The 25,765-nt window shown below is 41.0% G+C and carries 18 protein-coding genes, 1 riboswitch and 1 other annotated feature; of the genes, 14 read left to right on the top strand and 4 right to left on the bottom strand.

Translation table 11 applies throughout. The features are described 5' to 3' along the window. Positions 1–329 precede the first annotated feature (329 nt). The 13 genes from lonB to murC all read left to right on the top strand — a co-directional run bounded on the left by lonB (position 330) and on the right by murC (position 19,941). Complete coding sequence (lonB, locus tag J2Z32_RS08170; protein WP_210088668.1) at positions 330–2,042, top strand: ATP-dependent protease LonB; 1,713 nt, start codon at positions 330–332, stop codon at positions 2,040–2,042. A gap of 110 nt (positions 2,043–2,152) precedes the next feature. Next, the gene (lon, locus tag J2Z32_RS08165; protein ID WP_210088667.1) at positions 2,153–4,480 is read left to right on the top strand and encodes an endopeptidase La; all 2,328 of its coding nucleotides are present in this window, start codon (positions 2,153–2,155) and stop codon (positions 4,478–4,480) included. Between the two features lie 131 nt (positions 4,481–4,611). Next, complete coding sequence (gene yihA, locus J2Z32_RS08160) at positions 4,612–5,253, top strand: ribosome biogenesis GTP-binding protein YihA/YsxC (protein WP_210088666.1); 642 nt, start codon at positions 4,612–4,614, stop codon at positions 5,251–5,253. A 549-nt stretch (positions 5,254–5,802) separates the two neighbouring features. Beyond that, positions 5,803–7,155, top strand: coding sequence for a glutamyl-tRNA reductase (hemA, locus tag J2Z32_RS08155; protein WP_210088665.1), 1,353 nt, complete (start codon positions 5,803–5,805; stop codon positions 7,153–7,155). Between the two features lie 107 nt (positions 7,156–7,262). After that, complete coding sequence (gene hemC, locus J2Z32_RS08150) at positions 7,263–8,195, top strand: hydroxymethylbilane synthase (RefSeq protein WP_210088664.1); 933 nt, start codon at positions 7,263–7,265, stop codon at positions 8,193–8,195. A gap of 5 nt (positions 8,196–8,200) precedes the next feature. Then, complete coding sequence (locus J2Z32_RS08145) at positions 8,201–8,992, top strand: uroporphyrinogen-III synthase (RefSeq protein WP_210088663.1); 792 nt, start codon at positions 8,201–8,203, stop codon at positions 8,990–8,992. A gap of 62 nt (positions 8,993–9,054) precedes the next feature. After that, positions 9,055–10,056, top strand: a complete 1,002-nt coding sequence (hemB, locus tag J2Z32_RS08140) for a porphobilinogen synthase (protein ID WP_210088662.1) — start codon at positions 9,055–9,057, stop codon at positions 10,054–10,056. 250 nt (positions 10,057–10,306) lie between these two features. Beyond that, on the top strand, positions 10,307–11,608 hold the full coding sequence (hemL, locus tag J2Z32_RS08135; protein WP_210088661.1) for a glutamate-1-semialdehyde 2,1-aminomutase: 1,302 nt from the start codon (positions 10,307–10,309) through the stop codon (positions 11,606–11,608). After that, a complete protein-coding gene (locus J2Z32_RS08130; protein WP_210088660.1) occupies positions 11,605–12,522 on the top strand; it encodes an RluA family pseudouridine synthase in 918 nt (305 codons plus the stop codon). Before hemL ends, J2Z32_RS08130 begins: the two co-directional genes overlap by 4 nt. Positions 12,523–12,662: 140 nt before the next feature. After that, on the top strand, positions 12,663–13,937 hold the full coding sequence (locus J2Z32_RS08125; RefSeq protein ID WP_210088659.1) for a LysM peptidoglycan-binding domain-containing protein: 1,275 nt from the start codon (positions 12,663–12,665) through the stop codon (positions 13,935–13,937). A 77-nt stretch (positions 13,938–14,014) separates the two neighbouring features. Next, positions 14,015–14,300: a binding site (T-box leader), on the top strand. Positions 14,301–14,397: 97 nt separating this feature from the next. After that, positions 14,398–17,070 carry a valine--tRNA ligase gene (locus J2Z32_RS08120; RefSeq protein ID WP_210088658.1) on the top strand — a complete coding sequence of 891 codons (2,673 nt, stop codon included), beginning with the start codon at positions 14,398–14,400 and terminating at the stop codon, positions 17,068–17,070. 117 nt (positions 17,071–17,187) lie between these two features. Further along, positions 17,188–18,558, top strand: coding sequence for a bifunctional folylpolyglutamate synthase/dihydrofolate synthase (locus tag J2Z32_RS08115; RefSeq protein WP_245251302.1), 1,371 nt, complete (start codon positions 17,188–17,190; stop codon positions 18,556–18,558). A gap of 6 nt (positions 18,559–18,564) precedes the next feature. Next, on the top strand, positions 18,565–19,941 hold the full coding sequence (gene murC, locus J2Z32_RS08110) for a UDP-N-acetylmuramate--L-alanine ligase (protein WP_425342985.1): 1,377 nt from the start codon (positions 18,565–18,567) through the stop codon (positions 19,939–19,941). Between the two features lie 126 nt (positions 19,942–20,067). Here the strand turns inward: murC and J2Z32_RS08105 are convergent, their stop codons facing one another. Genes J2Z32_RS08105 through J2Z32_RS08090 form a run of 4 tightly spaced genes read right to left on the bottom strand, consistent with a single transcriptional unit; the run spans position 20,068 to position 24,019 of the window. Beyond that, the gene (locus tag J2Z32_RS08105; protein ID WP_245251301.1) at positions 20,068–20,958 is read right to left on the bottom strand and encodes an energy-coupling factor transporter transmembrane component T family protein; all 891 of its coding nucleotides are present in this window, start codon (positions 20,956–20,958) and stop codon (positions 20,068–20,070) included. Further along, a complete protein-coding gene (locus tag J2Z32_RS08100) occupies positions 20,955–22,718 on the bottom strand; it encodes an ABC transporter ATP-binding protein (protein WP_425342988.1) in 1,764 nt (587 codons plus the stop codon). Before J2Z32_RS08100 ends, J2Z32_RS08105 begins: the two co-directional genes overlap by 4 nt. A gap of 4 nt (positions 22,719–22,722) precedes the next feature. Then, a complete protein-coding gene (locus J2Z32_RS08095; RefSeq protein ID WP_210088655.1) occupies positions 22,723–23,349 on the bottom strand; it encodes an ECF transporter S component in 627 nt (208 codons plus the stop codon). Between the two features lies 1 nt (position 23,350). Next, the gene (locus tag J2Z32_RS08090; protein ID WP_210088654.1) at positions 23,351–24,019 is read right to left on the bottom strand and encodes a YkoF family thiamine/hydroxymethylpyrimidine-binding protein; all 669 of its coding nucleotides are present in this window, start codon (positions 24,017–24,019) and stop codon (positions 23,351–23,353) included. Between the two features lie 134 nt (positions 24,020–24,153). Beyond that, a riboswitch (TPP riboswitch) is annotated at positions 24,154–24,265 on the bottom strand. A gap of 159 nt (positions 24,266–24,424) precedes the next feature. On the opposite strand from J2Z32_RS08090, the gene J2Z32_RS08085 reads away from it, so the two are divergent. After that, positions 24,425–25,618 carry an SPOR domain-containing protein gene (locus J2Z32_RS08085; RefSeq protein WP_342453935.1) on the top strand — a complete coding sequence of 398 codons (1,194 nt, stop codon included), beginning with the start codon at positions 24,425–24,427 and terminating at the stop codon, positions 25,616–25,618. Positions 25,619–25,765: the final 147 nt, after the last annotated feature.

The following is a 25,765-nucleotide window of genomic DNA, read 5'->3' as shown; positions in this document are numbered from 1 at the left end:
AGTACTGATTTCAAGTTTGAGCTATTGAACATTAAATAACTAAAAAACTCCCACCAATTTTAATGCAATTGGGGGAGTTTTTTTGATTATTTGGTTATTTATTTAAATTGATGGTTGACAATCAACTAACTTGCGGAGGGACAGAGGGATTTTGGAGAAATGTAATGTTCGTCTTTGAAATCCGATTTCAACAACGATCGAAGAAACCCTCTGTATCGTAGCTTCCATCTTCATGCATTGTTAACCATTAATTTTTCTACCATTTACGTTTTATGAGGCGAGGTTCAGGTAATACTATCCATTATCAGCTAATGTGGGAGGGACTGAAGATGGCAAATATTAATTTACTGCTTATTGTGGTGCAGTTATTTTTTGCGGTGATTATCGGTTTATATTTTTGGACACAGCTTCGTAATCAGAAAGGCACACGTAAAACGGTAGATCGCGAATCGAAAAAGGAAATGGAAAAGCTTCGTAAAATGCGCGCCATTTCTTTAACAAAACCTTTATCAGAACGCACTAGACCTGCGACGATGAAGGATATTGTAGGGCAAAAGGATGGACTTAGAGCTTTAAAGGCGGCTTTATGTAGTGCCAATCCTCAGCACGTTATTATTTATGGTCCTCCAGGTGTCGGAAAGACAGCAGCAGCTAGAGTAGTTATGGAGGAAGCGAAAAAAAATCCATCCTCGCCGTTTAAAAGTGAGGCTAAATTTACAGAAATTGATGCAACCGTAGCTAGATTTGATGAACGAGGGATTGCCGATCCTTTAATTGGTTCTGTTCATGATCCGATTTATCAAGGTGCAGGTGCGATGGGGGTTGCCGGTATTCCACAGCCTAAGCCTGGTGCTGTAACCAAAGCACACGGCGGTATTTTGTTTATTGATGAAATTGGAGAATTACACCCGATACAGATGAATAAATTGTTAAAGGTGCTTGAGGATCGTAAAGTATATCTAGAAAGTGCTTATTATAGCTCAGAGGATTCGAACATCCCTGCATATATTCACGATATTTTTCAAAATGGCTTACCTGCGGATTTTCGGCTAGTTGGCGCAACCACCCGTTCTTCACAGGATATTCCGCCAGCATTACGATCCCGTTGTATGGAGATTTATTTCCGTCCTTTATTGCAGGAGGAGGTTGCCCAAATTGCAGAGGACGCCATCAAACGGATTGGCTTCCCACCTTGTGAAGAGGCGGTAGAGGTCATTAAGAAGTTTGCTACCAATGGACGTGAGGCTGTAAATATGGTTCAGCTTGCAGTAGGGCTAGCACTTACTGAGTCACGAAATCATTTATTGGCTAGTGATTTAGAGTGGGTAGCTACAAGTAGCCAATTATCTCCAAGACCTGACCGAAAAATCCCAGAGCATTCTGAGATCGGTGTAGTGAATGGGCTAGCCGTATATGGACCTAATATGGGAACCTTGCTTGAAATTGAAGCGACGGCGGTTCCAGTTGCTAAAGGCAAAGGAAGCTTTACAATTACTGGCGTTGTGGATGAAGAAGAAATGGGTGGAGGGGGCAGAACGTTAAGACGTAAAAGTATGGCGAGAGGCTCCATCGAAAACGTATTAACGGTACTTAAACGAATGGGTATTCAAGTTTCAGGGTACGATATTCATATTAACTTTCCTGGTGGCACACCCATTGATGGCCCTTCTGCTGGAATCGCGATTGCCACTGCGGTGACCTCCGCAATCCGCGGGATTAAGGTAGATCATCAAATCGCAATGACTGGTGAAGTAGGCATTCATGGTAAGGTAAAGCCTGTTGGCGGGGTTGTCGCAAAAGTTGAGGCAGCGTTCCAAGCAGGTGCAACAACAGTCTTAATTCCAAAGGATAACTGGCAAAGTCTTTTCGAGGGACTTGAGGGCTTACAAGTTATTCCTGTAGAAACAGTAACAGAGGTGTTCGAGCAAGTATTTGGTTCTCAGCGGGATAATAGCTTAGACCTGAAAGCTGTGGAGGATGCTTTTGCTCCACCACCTGCTTCTTTTTTGCAAGCAAAACCAACACATCGAGCAAAATATTGAATAAAGGGCGGTTGTCTTGAAAAGGGCAACCGCTTCTCATTGGTGTTTTCATGTAACATTTGCTAAAATAGGAATGATATTTAACGAGAACGTTTGGAGGTGCGAAAGCGATGGGACCCCATAAATCGAAAGGCCGTCGTTTTCCTTTGTTGCCATTGAGAGGTCTGCTTGTATATCCAAGTATGGTATTGCATTTGGATGTAGGCAGAGAAAAATCAGTCAAGGCATTGGAAAAAGCGATGGTTGATGATAATCTGATTCTCCTGTGTTCTCAATCTGAAGTGAACATTGAAGAACCAACCGAGGAGGACATTTTTTCCGTTGGTACAGTTGTAAAGGTACGTCAAATGTTGAAGCTCCCAAATGGAACGATTCGTGTATTAGTTGAAGGTATGGAACGTGCCGAAATCGTGAAGTTTTTGGATAATGAAGAATTTTATGAAGTTTTAGCAGAGGAAAGACCTGAAGAGGAAAGTGATGACCCAGAAATTGACGCATTGATGCGTACAGTGCTTGCGCAGTTTGAACATTATATAAATTTATCTAAAAAAATAACACCTGAGACGCTTGCGGCTGTCTCTGACATTGATGAGCCAGGTAGACTTGCTGATGTTATTACGAGTCATTTGTCTTTAAAAATCAAGGACAAACAAGAAATATTAGAAACGATTGATGTGCGCAAACGTCTCGAAAAGTTACTTGATATTTTAAATAATGAACGTGAAGTGTTAGAGCTTGAACGTAAAATTAGTCAACGTGTAAAAAAACAGATGGAAAAAACGCAAAAGGAATATTATTTGCGGGAGCAAATGAAAGCCATTCAAAAGGAGCTTGGTGAAAAGGAAGGTCGAGCTGGTGAAATTGAAGAGCTAAAACAGCAGCTAGAAGCCAAGCAGCTTCCTGAATCGGTAAAGGAAAAGGTCGAAAAGGAAATCGACCGCCTTGAAAAAATGCCAGCTAGCTCCGCAGAGGGCGGCATTATTCGCAACTACTTAGATTGGCTGTTGGCTTTGCCTTGGTCAGAAACAAGTGATGACGATCTTGATCTTGTAAAAGCCGAACAAATTTTGAATGACGATCATTATGGACTAGATAAACCTAAGGAGAGAGTGCTTGAATATTTAGCGGTTCAACATTTAGTTGAAAAGCTAAAAGGCCCAATTTTATGTTTAGTTGGTCCACCAGGAGTGGGTAAAACTTCGCTTGCACGTTCGATCGCTACTTCTTTGAATCGCAAATTTGTGCGTATTTCATTAGGTGGTGTTCGTGACGAGGCTGAAATTAGAGGACATCGCCGTACTTACGTTGGAGCGATGCCAGGCCGTATTATCCAAGGTATGAAAACGGCAGGTACACGTAATCCCGTCTTTTTATTAGATGAGATTGATAAAATGGCTTCTGATTTTCGTGGCGATCCCGCTTCAGCTTTGCTAGAGGTGCTTGATCCAGAGCAAAATAATACGTTTAGCGATCATTTTGTAGAAGTGCCATTTGACTTATCACACGTCATGTTTGTAACGACAGCGAATGCTGTGCATAACATCCCTCGTCCATTGCTGGATCGGATGGAGATGCTGTATATTCCTGGTTATACTGAGCTTGAGAAGCTAGAGATAGGATTACGTTATTTGTTGCCGAAGCAAATTCGTGAGCATGGCTTGACCGCTGAGCAGCTACATGTTGACAAGGAAGCTTTACTTCAAGTCATTCGTGAATATACACGAGAATCTGGTGTCCGTAATCTGGAGCAACAGGTTGCCTCGATTTGTAGAAAAGCAGCAAAAAGTATTGTAGCCAAGGAATCAGAGCAGGTTGAGGTAAACGTCGATAACTTAAAAGACTTTTTAGGCGTAGCTAAGTTCCGTTACGGTATGGCTGAGCAGGAGGATCAAGTAGGCTTAGTTACAGGTCTCGCTTGGACTGAAGTAGGTGGAGAAACATTAAATATTGAAGTCACCGTCGTTCCAGGCAGTGGTAAGCTTATATTGACAGGTAAGCTTGGCGATGTCATGAAGGAATCGGCACAAGCCGCATTTAGCTATACGCGCTCAAAAGCAGTAGAGCTAGGCATAGATCCTGATTTCCATGAAAAAAATGATATCCATATTCATATTCCTGAGGGAGCAATTCCAAAGGATGGCCCATCTGCAGGGATTACGATTGCTACCGCTTTAATCTCTGCTTTATCTGGACGCCCAGTGTCCAGTCAAGTGGCGATGACAGGGGAAATAACATTACGTGGACGGGTATTACCTATTGGTGGTTTGAAGGAAAAATCACTTGCAGCACATCGTGCAGGCTATAAAAAGATCCTGTTGCCCATAGATAATGAACGTGATCTAGGTGAGATTCCTGATAGCATCAAAGAAAGTGTACAATTTGTACCTGTTTCACATATGGATCAGGTGTTAGAGCACGCGTTGGTTAAGCCTGTTTAGCTTATTTATTAAGCTTGATTACTTGCAGTACCTGCTTATTTCGTAGTAGTTGTATTTTTTTTAGTCGTTGTAATGTAAAATGTGAAAAGTAACATTAACACGCGCCTGATGTAGTTAGAGAGGATTATGAAATGAAAATAAAAAATGCAGAATTTGTGATTAGTGCTGTTGGGCCTGATCAATATCCAGATGATGCCTTGCCAGAGATTGCGCTGGCAGGGCGCTCCAACGTAGGGAAGTCTTCACTAATCAACCGAATGATCAATCGTAAAAATTTGGCTCGAACAAGCTCTACCCCTGGTAAAACACAGCATTTGAACTACTATCGTATTAATGAGCAATTATATTTTGTTGATTTTCCGGGTTATGGTTATGCGAAGGTTTCAAAAACGCTACGCCAAGTATGGGGAAAGATGATCGAGCAATATATACTTGAACGTGAGTCGTTACGTTTAATTATGTTAATTGTTGATCTTCGTCATCCACCATCTAAGGACGATATCCTTATGTATGATTGGCTAAAGCATTATGATATGCCTGTCATGGTTGTGGCAACCAAAGCAGATAAAATTCCACGCTCCCGTCATGCTAAGCATGTCAAAATCATTAAACAGGAATTGGGCATGACCCCAGAGGATAAATTTATTATGTTTTCCTCTGAAGCGGGTATCGGCCGTGAGGAGCTATGGGGATATATTAGCGAGGTCGCGGAGCTAGATAAGGAAGAGGATTTAGTTACGCCTCCTGTTGAGTCAGATTCCAATGAAGTCTGAGAAAAAAATGCAAGAAGTAGAGCCTTTAAAGAGGTAGAAGCTATAGAAGCATTTGAAGTCAACGAAGTTGCTGAAAATGCTAAAAGTTTTAGCTTCATTATTAAGCTTCATGAAATTTCATAGTTAGATGGTTACCAAAATAGGCAAATCATCATACACTAAAACCTTGAATATTCAAAAATTCAAGGTTTTTTCATATACGCCCCTCACCTATACATAACTCAAAAGCCTCAACGACGGTTAGAAAGCATGCGCCAGCGGAGTTTTGCAGGAATGTGGAGAAGCGCCAGCGTTCGCATTTAAAAATTGGATTGCTACCGTAGAACTAATTCCTGCAATCCAATTTTAAGAGCGATCGAAACATCCTGCAAAACGTAGCCCTCCATGCTCCAAACGTAAGTTAGATTTTGACTTTGTTCATAAAACTTCAACAAACTGTCAAGTAAAGTTCAAAAGTTTCGACTTTCTATGTGATATACTTAACAATAGATTTTAATTGAATGCATCAAATTAATGATATTCTAAACTACACAGGTAGGTGAACTTGCAATGCACGTTATGGTAATGGGGTTGAACTATCGGACGGCTCCGGTTGAAGTAAGAGAACGTTTCTCTTTTGTGGAAAGTGAACTTCCAGGAGCACTCGAAGAGTTGAAGCACATGAAAAGTGTATTGGAAGGCGTTATAATAGCTACCTGCAACCGAACTGAAATCTATGTTGTTGTTGATAAGCCTTATATGAGTGGACATTATATAAAAGGGTTTTTAGAGCAGTGGTTTGGTATACCGCGAGAGGAATTTAGTTCCTATATTTATGTTCACCAAGATGAAGCGGCGATCGCCCATTTATTTTCAGTTACTTGTGGACTAGACTCTATGGTGTTAGGGGAAACTCAAATATTAGGTCAAGTTCGTAAAGCCTTTTTGTTAGCACAAGAGCAGAAGGCGACAGGGACTTGGTTTAATCGCTTGTTTAAACAAGCAATTACTTTAGGGAAACGTGCACATGCTGAAACCGCGATTGGTGAAAATGCTGTTTCTGTCAGCTATGCAGCAGTGGAGCTTGGCAAACGGATTTTTGGTGGATTTGAAGATAAGGTTGTGTTAATTTTAGGTGCTGGCAAAATGAGTGAGCTGACCGTTAAACATTTAAGCGGTGGGGGAGCTAAAAAGGTGTTAGTTGCCAATCGAACCTATGCGCGTGCACAGGAATTAGCAAGGCAATTTAATGGGACCGCCTGTACGATGCAGCAAGCTATTGCAGGTCTTGATCAAATAGATATTTTAATTAGCTCTACAGGGTCAGAAGGATACGTCCTTACTGCCTCAGAGGTTGCGCACAAAATGGGCGACAGAACGAATCGTCCTTTATTTATTGTTGATATTGCAGTGCCAAGGGATATTGATCCTGCTATTGGCGAGCTAGAGCACGTATTTTTATATGATATTGATGATCTTGAAGGTATTGTAGAAAGTAATATGGATATACGTCGCCTTGAAGCTTTAAAAATCGAAACGATGATTGAAGCTGAGATTGTAGAATTCCAAGAATGGGTGGGTACGTTAGAGGTACAACCAATGATCCATGCATTAAGACAAAAATCGGCTTCGATTCATGAAAGCACGATGCAAAGTCTCTTTAATAAGCTGCCTGAACTAGATCAACGTCAGCAAGCAATGATTCGTCGCTTAACTAAAAGCATTGTAAATCAAATGATGCATGACCCGATTCATCGCATTAAGGAGATGGCTGGGGAAGTAGATGGGGCTGAAGCAATTAAATTGTTTTCACAAATTTTTGCGCTTGAGGATCAATTGGGGGACTTAGAGGAGTCATCAGTTGAGCAATCAATCAATGAAACTCACGAAGCTGAACCTGTGCTGACGCTGATATCAATGTGATAATAATATATCATCTTTAAATTAAATGCCCTGAGCCTAATCGTGTTTTTGACACATGGGATCAGGGCTTCTATGCTATAATCAACCTGATTTTGAGGAGGACATATATGAACAGGACCATTGTAGTTGGAACGAGACAAAGTCAGTTAGCTTTAACACAAACAAATCAAGTCATATCAGACTTAAAAACACTATGTCAGAAACATGGACTTGCCTTTGATTTTGAAATTAAAAAAATTATTACCAAAGGGGATCGCATTTTAGATGTAACCTTATCTAAGGTGGGTGGTAAAGGTTTATTTGTTAAGGAAATTGAACAAGCGATGTTAGATGGCGAAATTGATTTTGCTGTGCACAGTATGAAGGACATGCCTTCCATGTTGCCAGAGGGGTTAACGACAGGTGCAGTGCCACGCCGTGAGGATCCAAGAGATGTATTAATTTCAGCTACAGGATTAAGCTTGGATGAATTGCCAGAGGGTGCCGTTGTAGGGACAAGCAGTCTAAGACGTAGCAGTCAATTACTGAGCTATCGGCCGGATTTAAATATTCAATCGATTCGTGGCAATATTGACTCTAGAATTCGGAAATTAGAAACAGAGGGCTTCGATGCCATCGTGTTGGCTTCTGCAGGACTCAATCGAATGGGATGGGGACAAAAAGCTTCTTCTTATTTACCAGTAGAGCTATGCTTGCCCGCAGTTGGTCAAGGCGCTTTAGGTATAGAGTGCCGTGAGGATGATGTAGAGGTAAGGCAGCTATTGGCTTTATACAACGATAATATAACCTCACAAACGGTATCTGCTGAGCGCAAGTTTCTAAGTGAATTAAATGGGGGCTGTCAAATTCCAATCGGTGCCTATGCGACACTACTTGATGATAAAAAAATTGAACTTACGGGTATGGTTGGTTATGCGGATGGCCGTAAAATTCTAAAGGAAAGTATGATTGGCAATGATCCAATTAAGCTTGGCGAACAGCTTGCATGGAAATTAATTTCTGAAGGTGCAGGTGAAATTTTGGCTGAAGCTAGGGAGTGAAATGGATGGCAGGTTTAGCTGGTAAAACCGTATTGGTAACAAGATCACGAACAGGAGCAAGTCAATTTGCACACAAAATAAAGGAAATGCAAGGACACCCTTATATTTTTTCGGTGATTGAAACTATACCTCCTAGGCAAGTATCGGATATTGATTATGGAAATGAAGTATTGCAGCAGCTTGAGCAATTTGATTGGATTTTTTTTACTAGCGTGACAGGTGTGGAGTATTTTTTTGATCGGATGAACACACTGAAACTGGAGACTAGTCATTTGAATAAGGCGAAGGTTGTTGCTGTTGGGCCTGCTACGGACGCGGCATTAAGAACGCATGGCATAGAGACTCAAGCATTGCCGGAAGTATTTCAGGCAGAGGGCCTAATAGCTAAGTTTGCCAATGAGCTACAGTCAGGGCAACAGGTTTTACTACCACGTGGCAATCTGGCACGACCTTGGCTACACGAGGTTTTAGTGGAAATGGGACTTCATGTGACCGAAATTATGATGTATGAAACGATCCCTGTCCGTCATCATGACCCTGCCTTACTCCACGCGCTTGAACAACGCCAAATTGATATCATTACCTTTACTAGCTCATCCACTGTGAAAAACTTTATGCAGGCATTAATCAATATGGGCATTGAGAATCCAATCCAAGCCATCGAAGGTATTCCAATTGCGTGTATTGGTGAGGTTACAGCCCAAACTGCACGTGACCTTGGAATCGAGGTTACACTTATACCTAAGGAAGCTACACTCGATAGCTTGCTTGAAGCAATTAGTCTTTATTCATTTTAATTTATTTAGGAGCAGTCTTAGCTATAAGCTAGAATTTAATAAATTAGGAGGTTGATTTAAGTATGATTTTTCCAATTACAAGACATCGTCGTTTGCGTCAATCAAGTGGAATGCGCAACATGGTGCGTGAAACTGTGCTCACTGTTAATGATTTTATTCAGCCTATTTTTATTACACATGGTGAGGGGATTAAAAATGAGATTTCCTCGATGCCAGGCATTTATCATTTTTCAATAGATCGGTTAGAGGAAGAGTTAAAAGAAATTGTAGAGCTTGGTATTTCAGCGGTATTGCTGTTTGGCATTCCTGAAAGTAAAGATGAAGTGGGGAGATCCGCATTTGCCGACGATGGTATTGTTCAACAAGCAACACGTAAAATTAAGTCGCTTTATCCTGATTTGTTAGTAGTAGCTGATACTTGTTTATGTGAGTTTACTGATCATGGACATTGTGGCATGGTTCATACATATGAACGGGATGGACATATTTGTGGTGATGTGATGAATGATGAATCACTAGAGCTACTAGTAAAAACGGCAGTATCTCAAGCCGCAGCAGGTGCAGATATTATTGCGCCTTCTAACATGATGGATGGCTTTGTGCAGGCAATTCGCACAGGACTAGATGATGCTGGATACACACATATACCAATTATGTCTTATTCCGTGAAATACGCCTCCGCTTTTTATGGTCCGTTCCGTGAGGCGGCCGATTCAGCACCTCAATTTGGCGATCGTAAGACGTATCAAATGGACCCTGCTAACGTCAGAGAAGCTTTGCGAGAAGCAGAATCTGATGTAGCTGAAGGCGCAGATATGTTAATGGTTAAGCCTGCTTTAGCATTTATGGATGTTATCTCATTACTTCGCCAGCAATTTGATTTGCCGCTAGTGGCTTATAACGTAAGTGGCGAATATGCGATGGTCAAGGCAGCGGCATTGCAGGGCTGGATTAATGAAAAAGCGATCGTAACCGAAATGCTACTTGGCATGAAGCGTGCAGGCGCAGACATTATCATTACTTATTTCGCAAAAGATATGGCGCGTTGGTTGCGGGAAAATTAGGGCTCCATTTAGAAATTAGTACTTGCCCGCGACCGGATGCTGGTAGCTACGATCCAGAGCGTTCTTGCGGTTGTTGTTAAAATCATATTCCTTTTATTGAAGTATATTTATGGATGGAATTTGATTTTAAAGACAACCTTCAGAATCTCTCTGTCTCTTCGCTAGTGTGGGTTAGGGGTCAACCACTGATTTCAAGATTGAGCCCAAATTTTATATCTGATTAAAAAATTGGAATTGGAGCGTGAATGCTATGGATCACAAAATCGGAAGAGTTCATTCATCAAAATCTGAGGCTGCTTTTGAGGCGGCAAGACAAGTTATGCCAGGTGGTGTTAATAGTCCTGTGCGTGCCTTTAAATCAGTGGGAGTACCCCCAGTTTATGTAGAGCGTGGACAAGGCTCTAGAATTTATGATATCGATGGTAATGAATATATCGACTACATTTGCTCATGGGGTCCCCTTATTATGGGACATGCCCATCCAGAGGTAGTGCAGGCGTTACATGAAACAGCAACAAAAGGCACTAGCTTTGGTCTACCCACCTTGTTAGAAACAGAAATGGCTAAGCTTGTCGCAAGTCGTGTACCGTCAGTTGAAATCGTTCGCATGGTTAACTCTGGTACAGAAGCAACGTTAAGCGCAATTCGTTTAGCTAGAGGATATACAGGACGTCACAAAATTATTAAATTTGAAGGCTCCTACCACGGTCATGGCGATAGCTTGCTTATTAAAGCAGGTTCTGGTGTGGCAACGTTAGGTCTTCCCGATAGTCCTGGTGTTCCGCCAGCGATCGCTCAAAATACAATTGCGATACCTTATAACGACATGGAAGCGGTAAAGCTTGCATTTAATCAATACGGAGAAGAGATTGCCGCAGTCATTGTAGAGCCAATTGCTGGAAATATGGGCGTTGTGCCCCCACTTCCAGGTTTCCTTGAAGGCTTGCGCGAGATTACAACTCAATATGGTAGCTTGCTTATTTTTGATGAAGTAATGACTGGCTTCCGCGTACATATGAATTGTGCACAAGGAAGATTTGGGGTGACACCTGATTTGACGTGTCTAGGTAAAGTCATTGGGGGGGGCTTACCCGTTGGAGCGTATGGTGGTAAAGCTGAAATAATGTCACAAATTGCACCTAGCGGCCCAATTTATCAGGCAGGTACATTAAGTGGAAATCCACTTGCGATGGCGGCAGGTTTTGCAACGTTATCTTTGCTTACTGATGAAGTGTATGAACGGCTAGAACAACTTGGCGCAAAAATGGAAGCGGGCTTTTTAGATAATGCGAAGCAATTAGGTTTGCCATGCACAATTAATCGTGTTGGTTCGATGGTTTGTCCATTTTTTACCGATCAGCCTGTGACGAATTTTGCTACAGCGAAGCAAAGTGATCTTGATTTGTTTAAACGTTATTTTGTAGCTATGTTAGAGGAAGGGATCAGTATTGCGCCTTCGCAGTTTGAAGGGATGTTTATTTCGGGTGTGCACACTGAGGAAGATATTGATTTCACGATTGAAGCACAGCGACGTGCGCTGCAAAAGCTATGAGCTTTAAGGTTTTAGGGTCAAAAAGAGGAGAATGGCTAGAGCTTACACCAGGGAAAATTTTTGGTAATGGCTCTTTGGAGGAACGCATAATAAAAGTGCAGGAATGGCTAATACAGCAAGGAATGCCACTTAAACTGGTGAATCTGCTCAGTCATGCGGGTGGGATTAAAATAGCAGGGGATCGCTTGCGCTTGCATCTGTTCCCTGCTGCATCTACAAAATATGAAGACTGTGGAGATGAAGCGGAAATTTTGTACGAGGATGATTTTTGTCTCGTTGTCCATAAGCCAGCAGGAATTAAGATTCATAGCGATGGTGGAGTTAAGAAAATTCCCACGTTAGATGATAGAGTCGCTAGCATTTTTATTCATCGCAATGAACCTGTTGCGCCACAACATATCCATCGACTTGATGAATTTACGTCAGGACCTGTGCTTTATGCTAAAAATCAATATGCTCAGTTGAAGCTAGATGAGGCGATGGCGCGTAAAGAAATTGGACGCCGTTATGTCGCTTTTGTAGAGGGGAAGGTTGATTCCACCTTGACTAAAATCGATCAACCGATTGGGAAGGATCGTCATCATCCTAAACGGCAACGTGTTAGTCCAAATGGTAAAGTAGCGATTACGCATGTTCAACTGCTTGAAGCTAGCAATAACTATAGTAAGCTAGCGCTAGAATTAGAGACAGGACGAACACATCAAATTCGGGTCCACCTTAGTGCCGCAGGATATCCGTTGGTTGGGGATGAGTTATATGGTGGCGATACAGCCTATATAGCTTATCAAGCCTTACATGGTATAAGCTTATCGTTTTTGCATCCATGGTCAGGTGAGAGCATCACAATCCACGATCCTTTGCCTGAAGCACTTGTCCAGCTACAGCAGCAGCTTGGAATAAATCTACTAAAATAGGGTGTGTCCTCAGACACATCCTATTTTCTCGTTTTTCATGAATAAAAAAGTCATGTCGTCCCATTTTGTGCATATAGATTAAACGAGTGGTAATTCGAGCTTTACTCGTGTTTGTTTATTGTTGAGGGGAGGTATAACTTTTGGTCGATCAATCTTACGGACTACGATTTGATATTTATGAGCGTATCCATTTAGGCGATGATGTAATTGGAATTGATGAATTAGAAGAAATTGAGCTTTATCCTAAAGTTCAAGTCATACCTGGAGAGGAATATGCATCCTTGCGGGGGCATTTATTGTTGACAGGGGTGTATCGAGGTGGCGGAGAATCTCAGCAGTTAGAGCACTATATTCCTGTTGAAATTACAATCCCACTTAGTCGAGTGAATGACTTAGAAGAAATTGCTGTGGAAATTGAAAACTTTGATGTAGATTTGCTAAATAGCAGAAGCCTAAATGTAACAGGTGTTTTGTTACTGCAAGGCATTGAAACAAATGTGTCCTCCACAGGTGAAGAGTGGCGGGATCAAGAGTTTACAGCAGAGCATGAATTACCGCACTCCGAACAAAGAGAGCCATACCCAGGCGTTGAGGAAGCTAATTCGATCCCGTATGCTGCGGACGAGCAGCAGGGGGCTTGGGTTCCTGAGCAGTTAAGCACCGTATCAGGACAAACGTTTGATGTGAACGCAGATGAAATTAAACCTCTTGAATCGTTGGAAGCCTCTAGTTTTCCTGTAGCAGAAGTGGTAGCTGAACCAATCCCTGTCGCAGAATCTCATATTTCTAGCTATCAGCCAGCAGAAACGTCAGAGCAGCTGACATGGAATGATGCTTTAATGTCATCTGGTGACAAAAGTGAGGAAGCTCAAGAGGTTGCTGTAGAGGCTCCTATTGAAGCGGTTAGCGCTTGGACAGAGGATTCCTTTAGTCCTCCTGAAGAGGAGCTTCCTGTTGCTCAGCTTCTAGATGCATCCCAACTAGAGGAAGGGCAGGAAGCGACTTTATCTTCAACTGAGCATCAAGAGCATGAAGATAAGCCAGAGATGAAAATTGCACTTGGTAGCAAAAAAAGCAACGATCAAAACGGATTATCTTCATTTAGCATAAGCAACCTATTGCCAAAGCATCGTCATATTGTAGAGAATAATGAGGTAGAGCAAGAGGAAGTAGAAGTGGAGCTCGTTGCAGAAGAAGAGGATATTGGAAATCGCCCTTCATGGAAAAACTTGTTTATTCGTCAGGAAGCTGAAGAGCAGGCCCCTTTCCGTAAAATGAAGTTAGTCATTGTTCAGAGGGAAGAAACCTTGAACGAAATTGCGGAGCGTTATCACCTTAGTTCAAGGGAGCTTCAATTGTATAATCGTTTAGAAGAGCAAAATTTGGCTGAAGGTCAAGTTTTATATATTCCTTAAATCTTGACTCTCTTGGGGTTCCAATGTATGATAAAGTGTATATAATGTAGGATAAGTTGTACATGAACTACACTTGATTAATAACTTGGAACGGGAATAGTAAGCAGTGAGGCCTTCAGAGAGTGGAATTGATTAGCTGAGAAATTTCACAGGATGTAGCTGATTGAAGTCGCCCGGGAGTTGCCTATTTGAATCGAAGTATGTATCGCTTAGAATAGGTCGGCAAGCAGCCGTTATCTGCATAAGTGTCATAGATGAGCTTGGTATATTTTTCTTAATGAATAGGATATAGATCATTAGGATGAGAATACATCATTTATGAAACAAAGGTGGTACCGCGAAAGTAAGCCTTTCGTCCTTTGAGACGAAAGGCTTTTTTGTTTGCCTAAAAGGGGCTCTCCATTAAAAATGTATCTTGAGCCGTTTAATTATGAATTTGAATATGAAAGGTTGATCGATGATGACAGAGAAGCTGAATTCCCAAGCTTCGGCTGAAATGCCTACGACATATGATCCAAAAGCAGCCGAGCAAAAATGGTATAAGTATTGGCTTGAAAATGATTACTTCAAAGCAGGACAAAAGCAAGAGGCAACCCCATTTACGATTGTAATCCCACCACCTAACGTAACAGGTATGCTTCATATTGGTCATGCCCTTGACTTTACGTTACAGGATATCATTATTCGTACAAAAAGAATGCAAGGTTTCGATGCGTTGTGGCTACCAGGTTCTGACCATGCAGGGATTGCAACCCAAACTAAAGTAGAACAAAAGCTACGTGAACAAGGTTTATCCCGTTACGATCTTGGCAGAGAGAAATTCCTTGAACAGGTATGGGAATGGAAAGAACAATACAACAAGACAATTCAAGAGCAATGGGCAAAAATGGGACTGTCTCTTGATTACTCCCGTGAACGTTTTACATTAGATGAGGGCTTATCCAAGGCTGTACGCGAAGTGTTTGTGAAGCTGTACGAAAAAGGTTTAATTTATCGTGGTAAAAAAATTATTAACTGGGACCCAGCAGCTAGAACCGCATTGTCTGACATTGAAGTTGAATATAAAGAAGTGAATGGACATTTGTATCATTTACAATATCCACTTACAGATGGCAGCGGGCATCTTACTGTTGCAACGACACGTCCTGAAACGATGCTTGGGGATACAGCGGTGGCTGTTCATCCTGAGGACGAACGATATAAGCACCTTATTGGCAAAACCTTGCTACTTCCGATCGTTAATCGCGAAATTCCGATTATTGCGGATGAATATGTAGAAAAGGATTTTGGTAGTGGTGCAGTTAAAATTACACCAGCACATGATCCAAATGACTTTGAAGTTGGTCTTCGTCACGATTTACCACAAATCATTGTGATGGATGAAAGTGGAACAATGAATCATGAGGCGGCTAAGTATAACGGTCTTGATCGTAGTGAATGCCGTAAGCAAATTGTAGCTGATTTGAAGGATATGGGCGTTTTAATTAAAATTGAAGACCATTTACATCAGGTTGGGCATAGTGAGCGTTCTGGTGCGGTGGTTGAGCCTTATTTGTCCACACAATGGTTTGTTAAAATGAAGCCGTTAGCAGATACAGCAATTAAGGCTCAAAAAGATAACACAGGTGTCAATTTTATTCCAGATCGGTTTGAAAAAACGTATTTGCATTGGATTGAAAATGTACATGACTGGTGTATTTCTCGTCAGCTTTGGTGGGGTCATCGTATTCCTGCTTGGTACAGTGAAGCTACAGGTGAAATGGTTGTTGCACATAGTGAAGAGGAAGCACGTGAAAAGTTAGGTAGAGACGATCTGATTCAAGATAACGATGTACTTGATACGTGGTTCAGCTCGGCATTATGGCCGTTTTCGACATTAGGTTGGCCTGATGTAGATAACGAAGACTTTAAACGTTATTTCCCTACGGATGTTTTAGTAACTGGCTACGATATTATTTATTTCTGGGTAGCAAGAATGATCTTTACTTCATTGGAATTTACAGAGCAAATTCCATTTAAAGATGTATTTATGCATGGTCTAGTACGCGATAGCGAAGGTAAAAAAATGTCTAAGTCATTAGGCAACGGTGTTGATCCGCTTGATGTTATTGAACAATATGGTGCTGATGCGATGCGCTATATGATTTCAACAGGCAGTACACCAGGGCAAGACCTACGCTTCCGCTGGGAACGTGTAGAGCAAGCGCGTAATTTTGCCAACAAAATTTGGAATGCTTCACGTTTTGCATTGATGAACCTTGAGGGCTTGACGTATGAGCAAATCGATATTACTGGAGATTTATCTACAGCAGATCGTTGGATTCTACATCGCTTTAACGAAACGGCACGTGAGGTTACACGTTTGTTAGATGCCTATGACTTTGGCGAAACTGGTCGTGTGCTTTACAACTTTATATGGGATGACCTCTGTGATTGGTATATCGAATTTGCGAAGTTATCGTTTTATGGTGAGGATGCAGCAGCAAAAGCGAAAACGGGTTCTGTACTGGCTTATATACTTGATCGTACGTTGCGCTTAATTCATCCGTTTATGCCGTTTATTTCCGAGGAAATATGGCAGCATTTGCCGCATGATGGCGATACAATTACTTTGGCGGAATGGCCTAAGTATGATGCTACACTTGAAGCACCAGACGCTGTACAGGAAATGAACCTATTAATGGATATCATTCGTGCAGTGCGTAACATTCGTGCAGAGGTAAATGTACCAATGAGCAAAAAGATTGAATTGCTCGTTAAACCAAGCTCAGAGGAAATGCTCAATATTTTAGCTCGTAATGAGCATTATATTGCACGCTTCTGTAATACGTCACATTACGAGGCTTCACTGCAAATTTCTGCTCCAGACAAAGCAATGAGTGCAATCGTTACAGGTGCAGAGCTATTTTTACCACTCGCAGGCTTAATTGACATTGCTCAAGAAATTGCTCGCCTTGAAAAAGAATTGGAGCATTACAATAAAGAGGTAGAGCGTGTAGAGAAGAAGCTAGCGAATGAAGGTTTTGTTGCGAAAGCACCTGCAAAAGTAATTGAAGAGGAAACCAATAAAAAAGCAGATTATACCGAAAAACGTAATAAAGTCATTGCGCGTATAGCTGAATTAAAAGGTTAATTAGATTAAACACATAACAAAGTCTTGCACTTGGTTACTTGATAATCATTGTGCAAGACTATCTGTTATGGATTTTTTTGCTCTGTAGTCCTATAATATCAACTGAAGGTGAAAATGATGGAAGTGAGTAATAGGGAGCAAGAACTGCCAGCAAGTTATGAAGAGGCAGTAGAGTGGATTAATAGCTTAATTCCTTTTGGAATTAGACCAGGACTTGAACGTATTTTAATGATGATGGATGCCTTTGGGAATCCACATGAGAAACTAAAATTTATCCATGTTGCTGGAACAAATGGTAAAGGCTCCTCTTGTGCTTTTTTAACACGAACTTTAATGGAATGTGGATATACAGTTGGCACATTTACGTCGCCCTATATTACAAAATTCACAAACCGTTTTCAATATAATTTGGAGGACATTGCCGAAGAAACCTTATTATCTGTCACAACGCAAATGATACCTATTGTTCGGCAGATTGCAGATAGTGAGTTAGGTTCTCCAACGATGTTTGAAGTAAGTACAGCGATTGCGCTTATTTATTTTGCTAGCTATTGTAAACCAGATGTTGTAGTATGGGAGACTGGTCTTGGGGGAAGGATGGATGTAACAAATATTGTTACGCCATTAGTTTCTCTCATTACGAATATTGGTATGGATCATACCGATGTGTTAGGTGATACGATCCAATTAATTGCTGCTGAGAAGGCGGGGATTATTAAGGAAGGTATTCCTGTTGTAAGCTGTGTAACCCAACCTGAAGCGATTGCTGTTTTAAAAGAAACGGCTAAAGCGAAGCATGCACCATTATATTTGTGGCAGGAGCAATTTACTTATACACGTGAGCCGATAAATGAGCTTAGCCAACAGTTGCACTTTAGTGGACCTTCCCATGACATTTTGATTGAAATTGGACTACAAGGTGAGCATCAATGTACAAATGCATCAGGTGTATTAACGGTGCTGGAAATTTTGCGTAAGCAGCTAGGTTATGTATTAAGTGATGATGCTATTAAAAAAGGCATGCGTGATACATTGTGGGCAGGAAGAATGGAATTAGTTCATTCCAATCCAAGAATTGTGCTAGATGGCGCTCATAATCCAGAAGGTGCAGCATCACTTGCAAATAGCATTCCTGAAACGTATCAATATAAAAAATTGAATTTGATGATGGGGATTCTTTCTAATAAGCATCATCGTGCCTATTTACAGCATATATTACCTATAGTGGATACATTGATATTAAGTGAGCCTGATTTTCGGAGAAAATTAGATGCGGAAGACTTATTTGAGATTGTGAATGAGCTTAAGGCACAATATGCAAAGGCAGATTTGAAAATTATTGTAGAACCTGACTGGAAAAAGGCGCTTTCTCTATTGTTAGCACAAACAGAGCAAGAGGATTTGGGCGTAGTGACAGGTACATTGTATATGATTTCTGATGTGAGAGCGAATCTTTTGCATCAAACCGATTCTGAAAAAGGCTGGTGACTTTCTTTGTTGAATTATACAGAACAACATGTTCATTTTATCGGTATCGGTGGATACGGTATGAGTGCGATTGCCCGTGTTATGCTCGAAATGGGGTATAATGTAACCGGTTCTGATCTTGCTTCACAAGAGTTAACTGAAAAATTAGCAACAAAAGGCGCAAAAATCTACATTGGGCACAAGGCAGAGCAGGTTCATGGCGCGGACTTAGTTGTTTATTCTACTGCTTTGCCTAAAACCAATGTGGAACGCGTTGAAGCAGAAAAGCTAGGTATTCCTGTATTACATCGTTCTGAAATGCTAGCAAAATTGTTAAATGAACGAGAAGGTGTAGCTGTTGCAGGTACACATGGTAAAACAACAACAACATCAATGATTGCAAGTGTCATGGACAATTGTGGCATAGATCCAACCTACATCGTTGGTGGTGAAATTGTAGATAAAGGAACAAATGCAAAAGCAGGGAAGGGAAAATATGTTGTCGCTGAGGCTGACGAAAGTGATGGCTCATTCCTACACTACTATCCAGCTTATGGCATTGTGACTAACATCGAAGCAGATCATTTAGAAAACTATGACGGTGATTTCAACAAATTAAAGCAAGCGTATGTTCAATTTGTGAATCAAATTAAGCCAGGTGGTAAAGCTGTTGTATGTGGGGATGATCACAATATCCTTGAGTTAATGCCGCAAATGACAAGTGAAATTGTTACATACGGTATTGATAAGAACTGTGATTACATTGCCAAAGACCTTGTATTAGGCGATCGCAAAGTAACCTATACGATGTTTCATGGCAACGAAGAGTTAGGGCAAGTACATCTATCTGTACCTGGTAAGCATAACGTTTACAACTCGATGGCAGCGGTCATTGTGTGCTTAGAGGCAGGAATTCCTTTTGCAGAAATCGTTGATGCGATATGTCTTACACATGGTGCAAAACGTAGATTTCAGGTGTTAGGAGATCACAATGATATTTTGATTATTGATGACTATGCACATCACCCTACTGAGATTTTAGCTACGATCTCTGCCGCAAAGGCAACAGGGAAAAAAATTATTGCTGTTTTCCAGCCACAACGCTATACAAGAACCTACTTTTTGTTGGATGACTTTAGTCGGGCATTTGGGGAAGCCGATGAAGTAATTATTACAGACATTTATTCCCCTGCTGGAGAAAAACAAATTGAAGGCATTAATTCAGCCAGACTGGTAGAGTTAATTAAACAAAATTCCAATGCGAATACAAGACATTTACCTACAAAGGAAGATGTTTTAGTGGATTTACAAGGCCGTCTTGCTTCAGGTGATTTAGTGTTAACGATGGGTGCGGGCGACATTTATAAGGTGGGTAAACACCTTGCAACTAAGCTTGAAAATTAATTGTGATCATGTGATAAACGTGATAAAGAATGATAAAACTGATAAAGAATTATAAAGCTGATAAATAAAAGGAGTGTGGATAACGCCTCGACCTAGAGGAACAATCCATACTCCTTTTTAGGTTTGCTATTTTCCAACCCAATTTAACGTCCCCATTGAATACGAAACAGTATACGCCGCTACAACACCACATAGCATTATGCCAAAAAACAACCAGTCTCGCCACGTAACTTGCAGCTTTACATAGTAATCTCGGTTTTTATCTCCTGTAAACCCACGCGAAATCATAGCGACAGCTAAACGTTCAGATTTTCGAATTGCACTCGCAAATAAAGGGATTGTACTTCGTTTAATGTTGTAAAAAAAGTTGGTAATTTTGTTCTGCTTTGGGCCTGCCCCACGAACGCGATGCGCTTGCTGAATGATAGATAACTCCTGTCTAAACAAAGGTAAAAAACGATAACCTGCTAAAATACCATAGGCCAGCTTTGGTGATAGCTTACACTGCTGCATTAAGCTAAATATAAAAGTCACTGGGTCTGTCGTTAAAATAAATAACAAGGATAACATGCAATACGCTAAAGGTCTCAGGGCTAAGGCAATAGCATGTTGTAGTGTGGAGGCATGAAGTTGTACAAATCCCCAAGAAAATAAAACATGCTGCTCATCTATTGAAGCGTGGTTTGGAAATAGAATAGCCGTCATAAAGTAACCAAAAGCTAAAAATATAAAAGGAATGAGCAGCAAAAGCCATTTTCGCCAGTTAAAAACACCAAACGTCCAGGTTAGTATAAGTGTAAACAAGCTGAAGCTAAGGAAAGTAACATAATCTAATGCCAAGGATAAAATACAAATACATACGATGACGCTGAGTGCTTTTATCGCAGGGTTAACCTGATTTAAAAAGCTACGATAGGAGTTCTTTGTAATATTTCTAGCGCCTTCAGGAGCAACAGAAGCGCTAGAAGGGCTAGTAGGCGTATAGGTGTTTATTTGTTTTGAGGTGGTCATGTTCATAGAGATACGCTACCTTTTGTACTAGAATAAGAGCTTTTTCTGTTTTTCATGGCTTCAAGTTGCTGAGCTAAATCAACTGATATCGGCTTGCTTAGATGATAGTAGGCTAACTGCTCATCAGGAAGCTGCCACAACTGTGAAGTAGGTCCATCAAAGACAATTTTTCCTTGGTTTAGAACAATGACTCGATGACAATATTGCTCTACAATTTCCATATCATGTGTAATCATAAATACACTCATGCCTTGGTTCACACGCAAATTTAACGCATCCATAATTTCCTGAGTAGAAAACTGATCTTGTCCATAGGTAGGCTCATCACAGATTAGTAATCCTTGCTGTTCACTTAACATCGCAGCAACGCTTAGCCTACGTTTTTGTCCTTCACTTAACGAAAAGGGGCTGACATGACGATGCTGAGATAACCTATATTGCTCCAGCAAACCGATAACACGTTCATGGATGGAGGACTCATTAAGTCCTTGCTCCCTCATGCTAAACGCTAACTCATCATACACAGATTCCGTTACAAATTGATGCTCTGGGTGCTGAAAAATGAGACCAAGCCTTTGCCTTAGCTCTAATTCAGGATAATGCTGAAGTGGTAGTGTGTTTAGCTTGATTTCTCCTTGTGTTGGCTTTAATAAACCTGACATTAATCTTGCCAATGTAGATTTCCCAGCTCCATTAGGCCCCACCAACGCAATAAATTCACCTTGAGGAATACAGAAGCTAATGTTGTTGATAATATTAATTTTGGATTTTCTAGATTTCCTAGCAAAAGATACCTCATCTAACTCCAACAAAGGGGGGAGGTGGCTTGTTTTTTTACTCTGCTTTAGCATTTTACTTTTATTGCGATTTAAGTATTGCAATGCATGATTTCGAATGGAAGCAGGCATTGCTGTCCATTTCTCGAACAGCTCATCTGCATCTAATGGTGCCTCTGCTTCAATCACAGTTTTGCACTTACGATCACAGTAGAGCTGTAATTCCTCATGTAACGTTGTCGCGGTAGGCATCCATATTCCAAGCTTCGCCGCTTGGGAAACATGATTGCTAAAATAATCAACAGCGTCACCTTGAAATTCAAAAGTTCCTTCCTTACCAAGCACCGCTAATTGATCCACGTAAGGCATCCAAGCATCTAGTTGATGCTCAATTAGCAGGACAGCAATGTTGTACTGTTGCTTTAGTCGATCAATACATGCTGCAATCCCTTTTGTACTGATTGGATCAAGATTACTAGTGGGCTCATCTAAAATAAGCACTTTGGGCTGTAACGCTAAAGCACAAGCGATGGATAAACGCTGCTTCATCCCGCCAGATAAGGACTCAATGTTAGCATAGCGATATTTTTCTAAAGCAACGAGTGTAAGTGCTTCATTAATACGTGTATCAATCTGATGAGCAGGTACCCCTATATTTTCAAGACAAAATGCAAGCTCATCTTCCACCTTTAGCATACAAAACTGACTGTCTGGATCTTGAAACACAATACCGACATGTTTTGCAATGGAACTGGCATTCATTGAGGATAGGTCTTTTTGTCCAAGAAGCACCTCGCCATGTACAATCCCCTCTATCGCATGTGGATAAATTCCGTTTAAGCACAAAGCAAGAGAGCTTTTGCCACTGCCACTAGGACCAAGTAATAAGGTTAGCTTTCCTGGCTGAAGCTCTATATTTAAGGATGAAAACAAAGGAGTGCAGTCATTTCCGTCTAAATAAAGAGATAAATTACGAGCTGCAAGTGCCATCATTTCATTCCACCTTTATAGTAGTATGGGAGGTAGCATGTGAATTTGTATGAGATTGTAGCTTCTGTAGCTTTTGTTGCTTAGCTATCGGAAAATTACGTAAAACTCCTGTTTTAACGAGTGCATCAGCAATCCATTTACCTAACCAGCCTGCCAGTACAACTCCACTTATTATCCGTACAACAAACATACTAATAACTAGTGAAGTGGAGAGTGCTGACATCCCTGAGTAGAAGTACCCCCAAATAAAGCTGAATACCGCTGAGCCTGCTCCAGCAAGTAGTAATACAGGCTTGCGATAGCTTTTGTACCGAAATGCAGCAAAAACTGCCTCAGCACCTAACCCTTGAATAAAAGCAGATAATATTAAAATAGGTCCAGTTGTGTTGCCAATGAGCACCTCAATCGTCCCTGCAATCGTTTCAGATAACAACGCGGCCCCTGGCCTTCTTAAAATATACGCGGCGATAATCGAGACAATAAACCAAATTCCGAAAATGATTTCATAACCCATCGGTCCCATAAAACCAAATAAAACATTTCCGACTTGGAGGAATAACAAGTAGATGACAGCAAAAACAACAGATAATGAGCTTAAAACGATAATGTTACGTAGCTTCCAATTTTTCATGTTAGAGATCACCCTTCTTTTCGGCTGTAGCTTGCTGTGAATGATTAGAATTTTCTGAATTTTTTGAATGCTCCGAAGGGCTATTGCAACCGATCGTAGCGGTCATGACGACATGATTCGTTTCTTTGGTGGTTGCTTGAAATACTTCCTGAAGTGTATCAAAAATTTTTGAAATATAACCTTGTAGTTGACTCGCATAATGAACACCACCAGCAAATGTACCCCTCTTTTCGGCGATATCCATCGCACTATAAATCGTATCCATATAATTAACTTCTCCTAATGGATAAAGGGCAAATTGGGCCTTGGCCTCCTGATCATAACTGACTTCATTACATAACGTATCATCAACATCCATGTAGCTGTCTCCCGCAGTATCACCAGGGCAACCTATAGAGAAAGTTGCACTAAATACCACATGTTGTTTACTGCTAGCTGCGTGCTGATAAATAGACTGCACCACATCAAATACGTGGTTCATTTTCCCCCGTACACAGGTGCTAATGCTGTCACTTTCAAGCCACACCTTAGAAGTGTTGGTTTCATTAATGGCATTTAAAATAATGGAAACAAATTGATCGCTCATCGGATAAAGCGAAAACCTGCAGCCAACAATTCTCCCTGTGCCACACCCTACATTGTTTTGTGCTATGTTTTGCTGTGTTGACATAATAAATCCTCCTTTTAAAGTGTCGGATATAAACGTTAAGGAGGGCGAAGAGCATAAAAAAACTGCACTTTCTAAATGAATCAGAAAGCGCAGTTCTATCTAATAATTTGAAAAATCAACTAAAGGTATAAATTATTAGCTTCGCCGCACTTCCCCACGCTAGTATTATCCAGATCGGGTACAAGGGTTAACCTATGTATGTTTACATAGATCTCTCAGCCAGCTACGGCACCCCTAGTGCAAAACAAAAATATGGAATTTGTAATGACTATCATTATACATAAGTCCTATACACAAATCTACCATATATTTAAAAGATAATTAAAACAAACCTGCTTGTTAAGCATAACTAGGCATATTAACTCATATGGTTAAATAGAAGCTTGGACAAGGAGCGTGCAAAAGGTGAATAAAGCAAAAATGACCTTTCGTTTTGATACCGCAAAGCCTGTACTAGATCAACCAATACGATCAATAGAACAAACTGCTCAACCAGTGGACAACTTACAAAATAGAGTTGAGCTCGGGCATGAACAAGTCCATCATGAGCCAAAGCAAGAGTTTGAACACATACATGGACAAGTGGATGATCAAGTTGTTCATCAAGTACAGCATCAAGTGTATGACCAATTATATGAGGAAAGTAGCTCTACTCAAAATGAGAGGGTGACCTACCAGCCGATAGATACCAGCAACTGGGGGGACCCATTTGTGGATCATGTCGATTTAGGAGGGGGGATTTATCCAGTCGAGACGCCGCCAAGTAAACGCACGACCAATTGGTGGAAGCTAAGTGGGTCCATTGCAGGTGCTGTTATGACTGGTGTTTTGTTTGGTGCAGTAGTGTTAGCTGTATTTAATCAAGATATTACAATGCCTGTCCCAACGGGGGGAGTTCCAAGTCAATCTGATCCCGCAACCTCAGTTTCATCTACAACATCTGGCTCCAAAGAATCATCCACCTCAATTCCACCTGTAGGAATTAAGCTACCAGATAAAACCTATTATTTCCTGCAATATGGTGTGTTTAGCACTGCACAAGGTGTACAGCTTGCCCAAGAAGAGCTGCGGGCGTCGGGAATTGCGGCAGCTAGAGATACAGTCGATGAAAAGCGTGTATACGCAGGTGTATCCTCAGAGCGTGAGCAAGCAAAGCTCCTTGGTAATGAATTAAAAGCACAAGGCGTTAATTTAATAATTCATGAGGTTGGATTTCCTAGAGCAGCCGTAGTTCCTTTCCAAGGAGAAGCGGCTACACTAGAAAATTATATTAAGTCCAGTGTAGCAATAGTAGATCTGTTATCAACCGCATCTGCAGATCGGCTCCAGCAAGCAGAAGCTAAGGCTCTGGATGAAGCAGAGATGAAGGCATTGCAAACCGCTCATCAGGAATGGATGACTGCAGCTACTGGAATTCAAGGAAAGTTAGCAGGTATGCAACTTGAAGCTGTCACCGTGATGGATAAGTCAATTCATAGTGCAGTAGAGGCGATAAGCGAATTTAATAAAAAGGGAGCTAAAACGTTACTATGGGAAGTGCAAAATGAGTTGATGAAATTTATTTTGGCAGAACAACATATGATATCGTCCACACAGTAAATGGTATAATAAGACAAGGGTAGAAATGATTCCCCTTGTCTTATTTGTGTTTGTATTGATAAGCAATTAACCTTATAATAATGAAGTGTAAAAATATGGCGAGAACTTTTTAAAATGAAAGTGTAACTATTGTCTTTAAGGAGCGTT

Source organism: Paenibacillus turicensis, from assembly GCF_017873435.1.
Taxonomy (GTDB): Bacteria; Bacillota; Bacilli; order Paenibacillales; family Paenibacillaceae; genus Fontibacillus; species Fontibacillus turicensis.
This window is presented reverse-complemented; position numbering and strand designations above follow the sequence as displayed.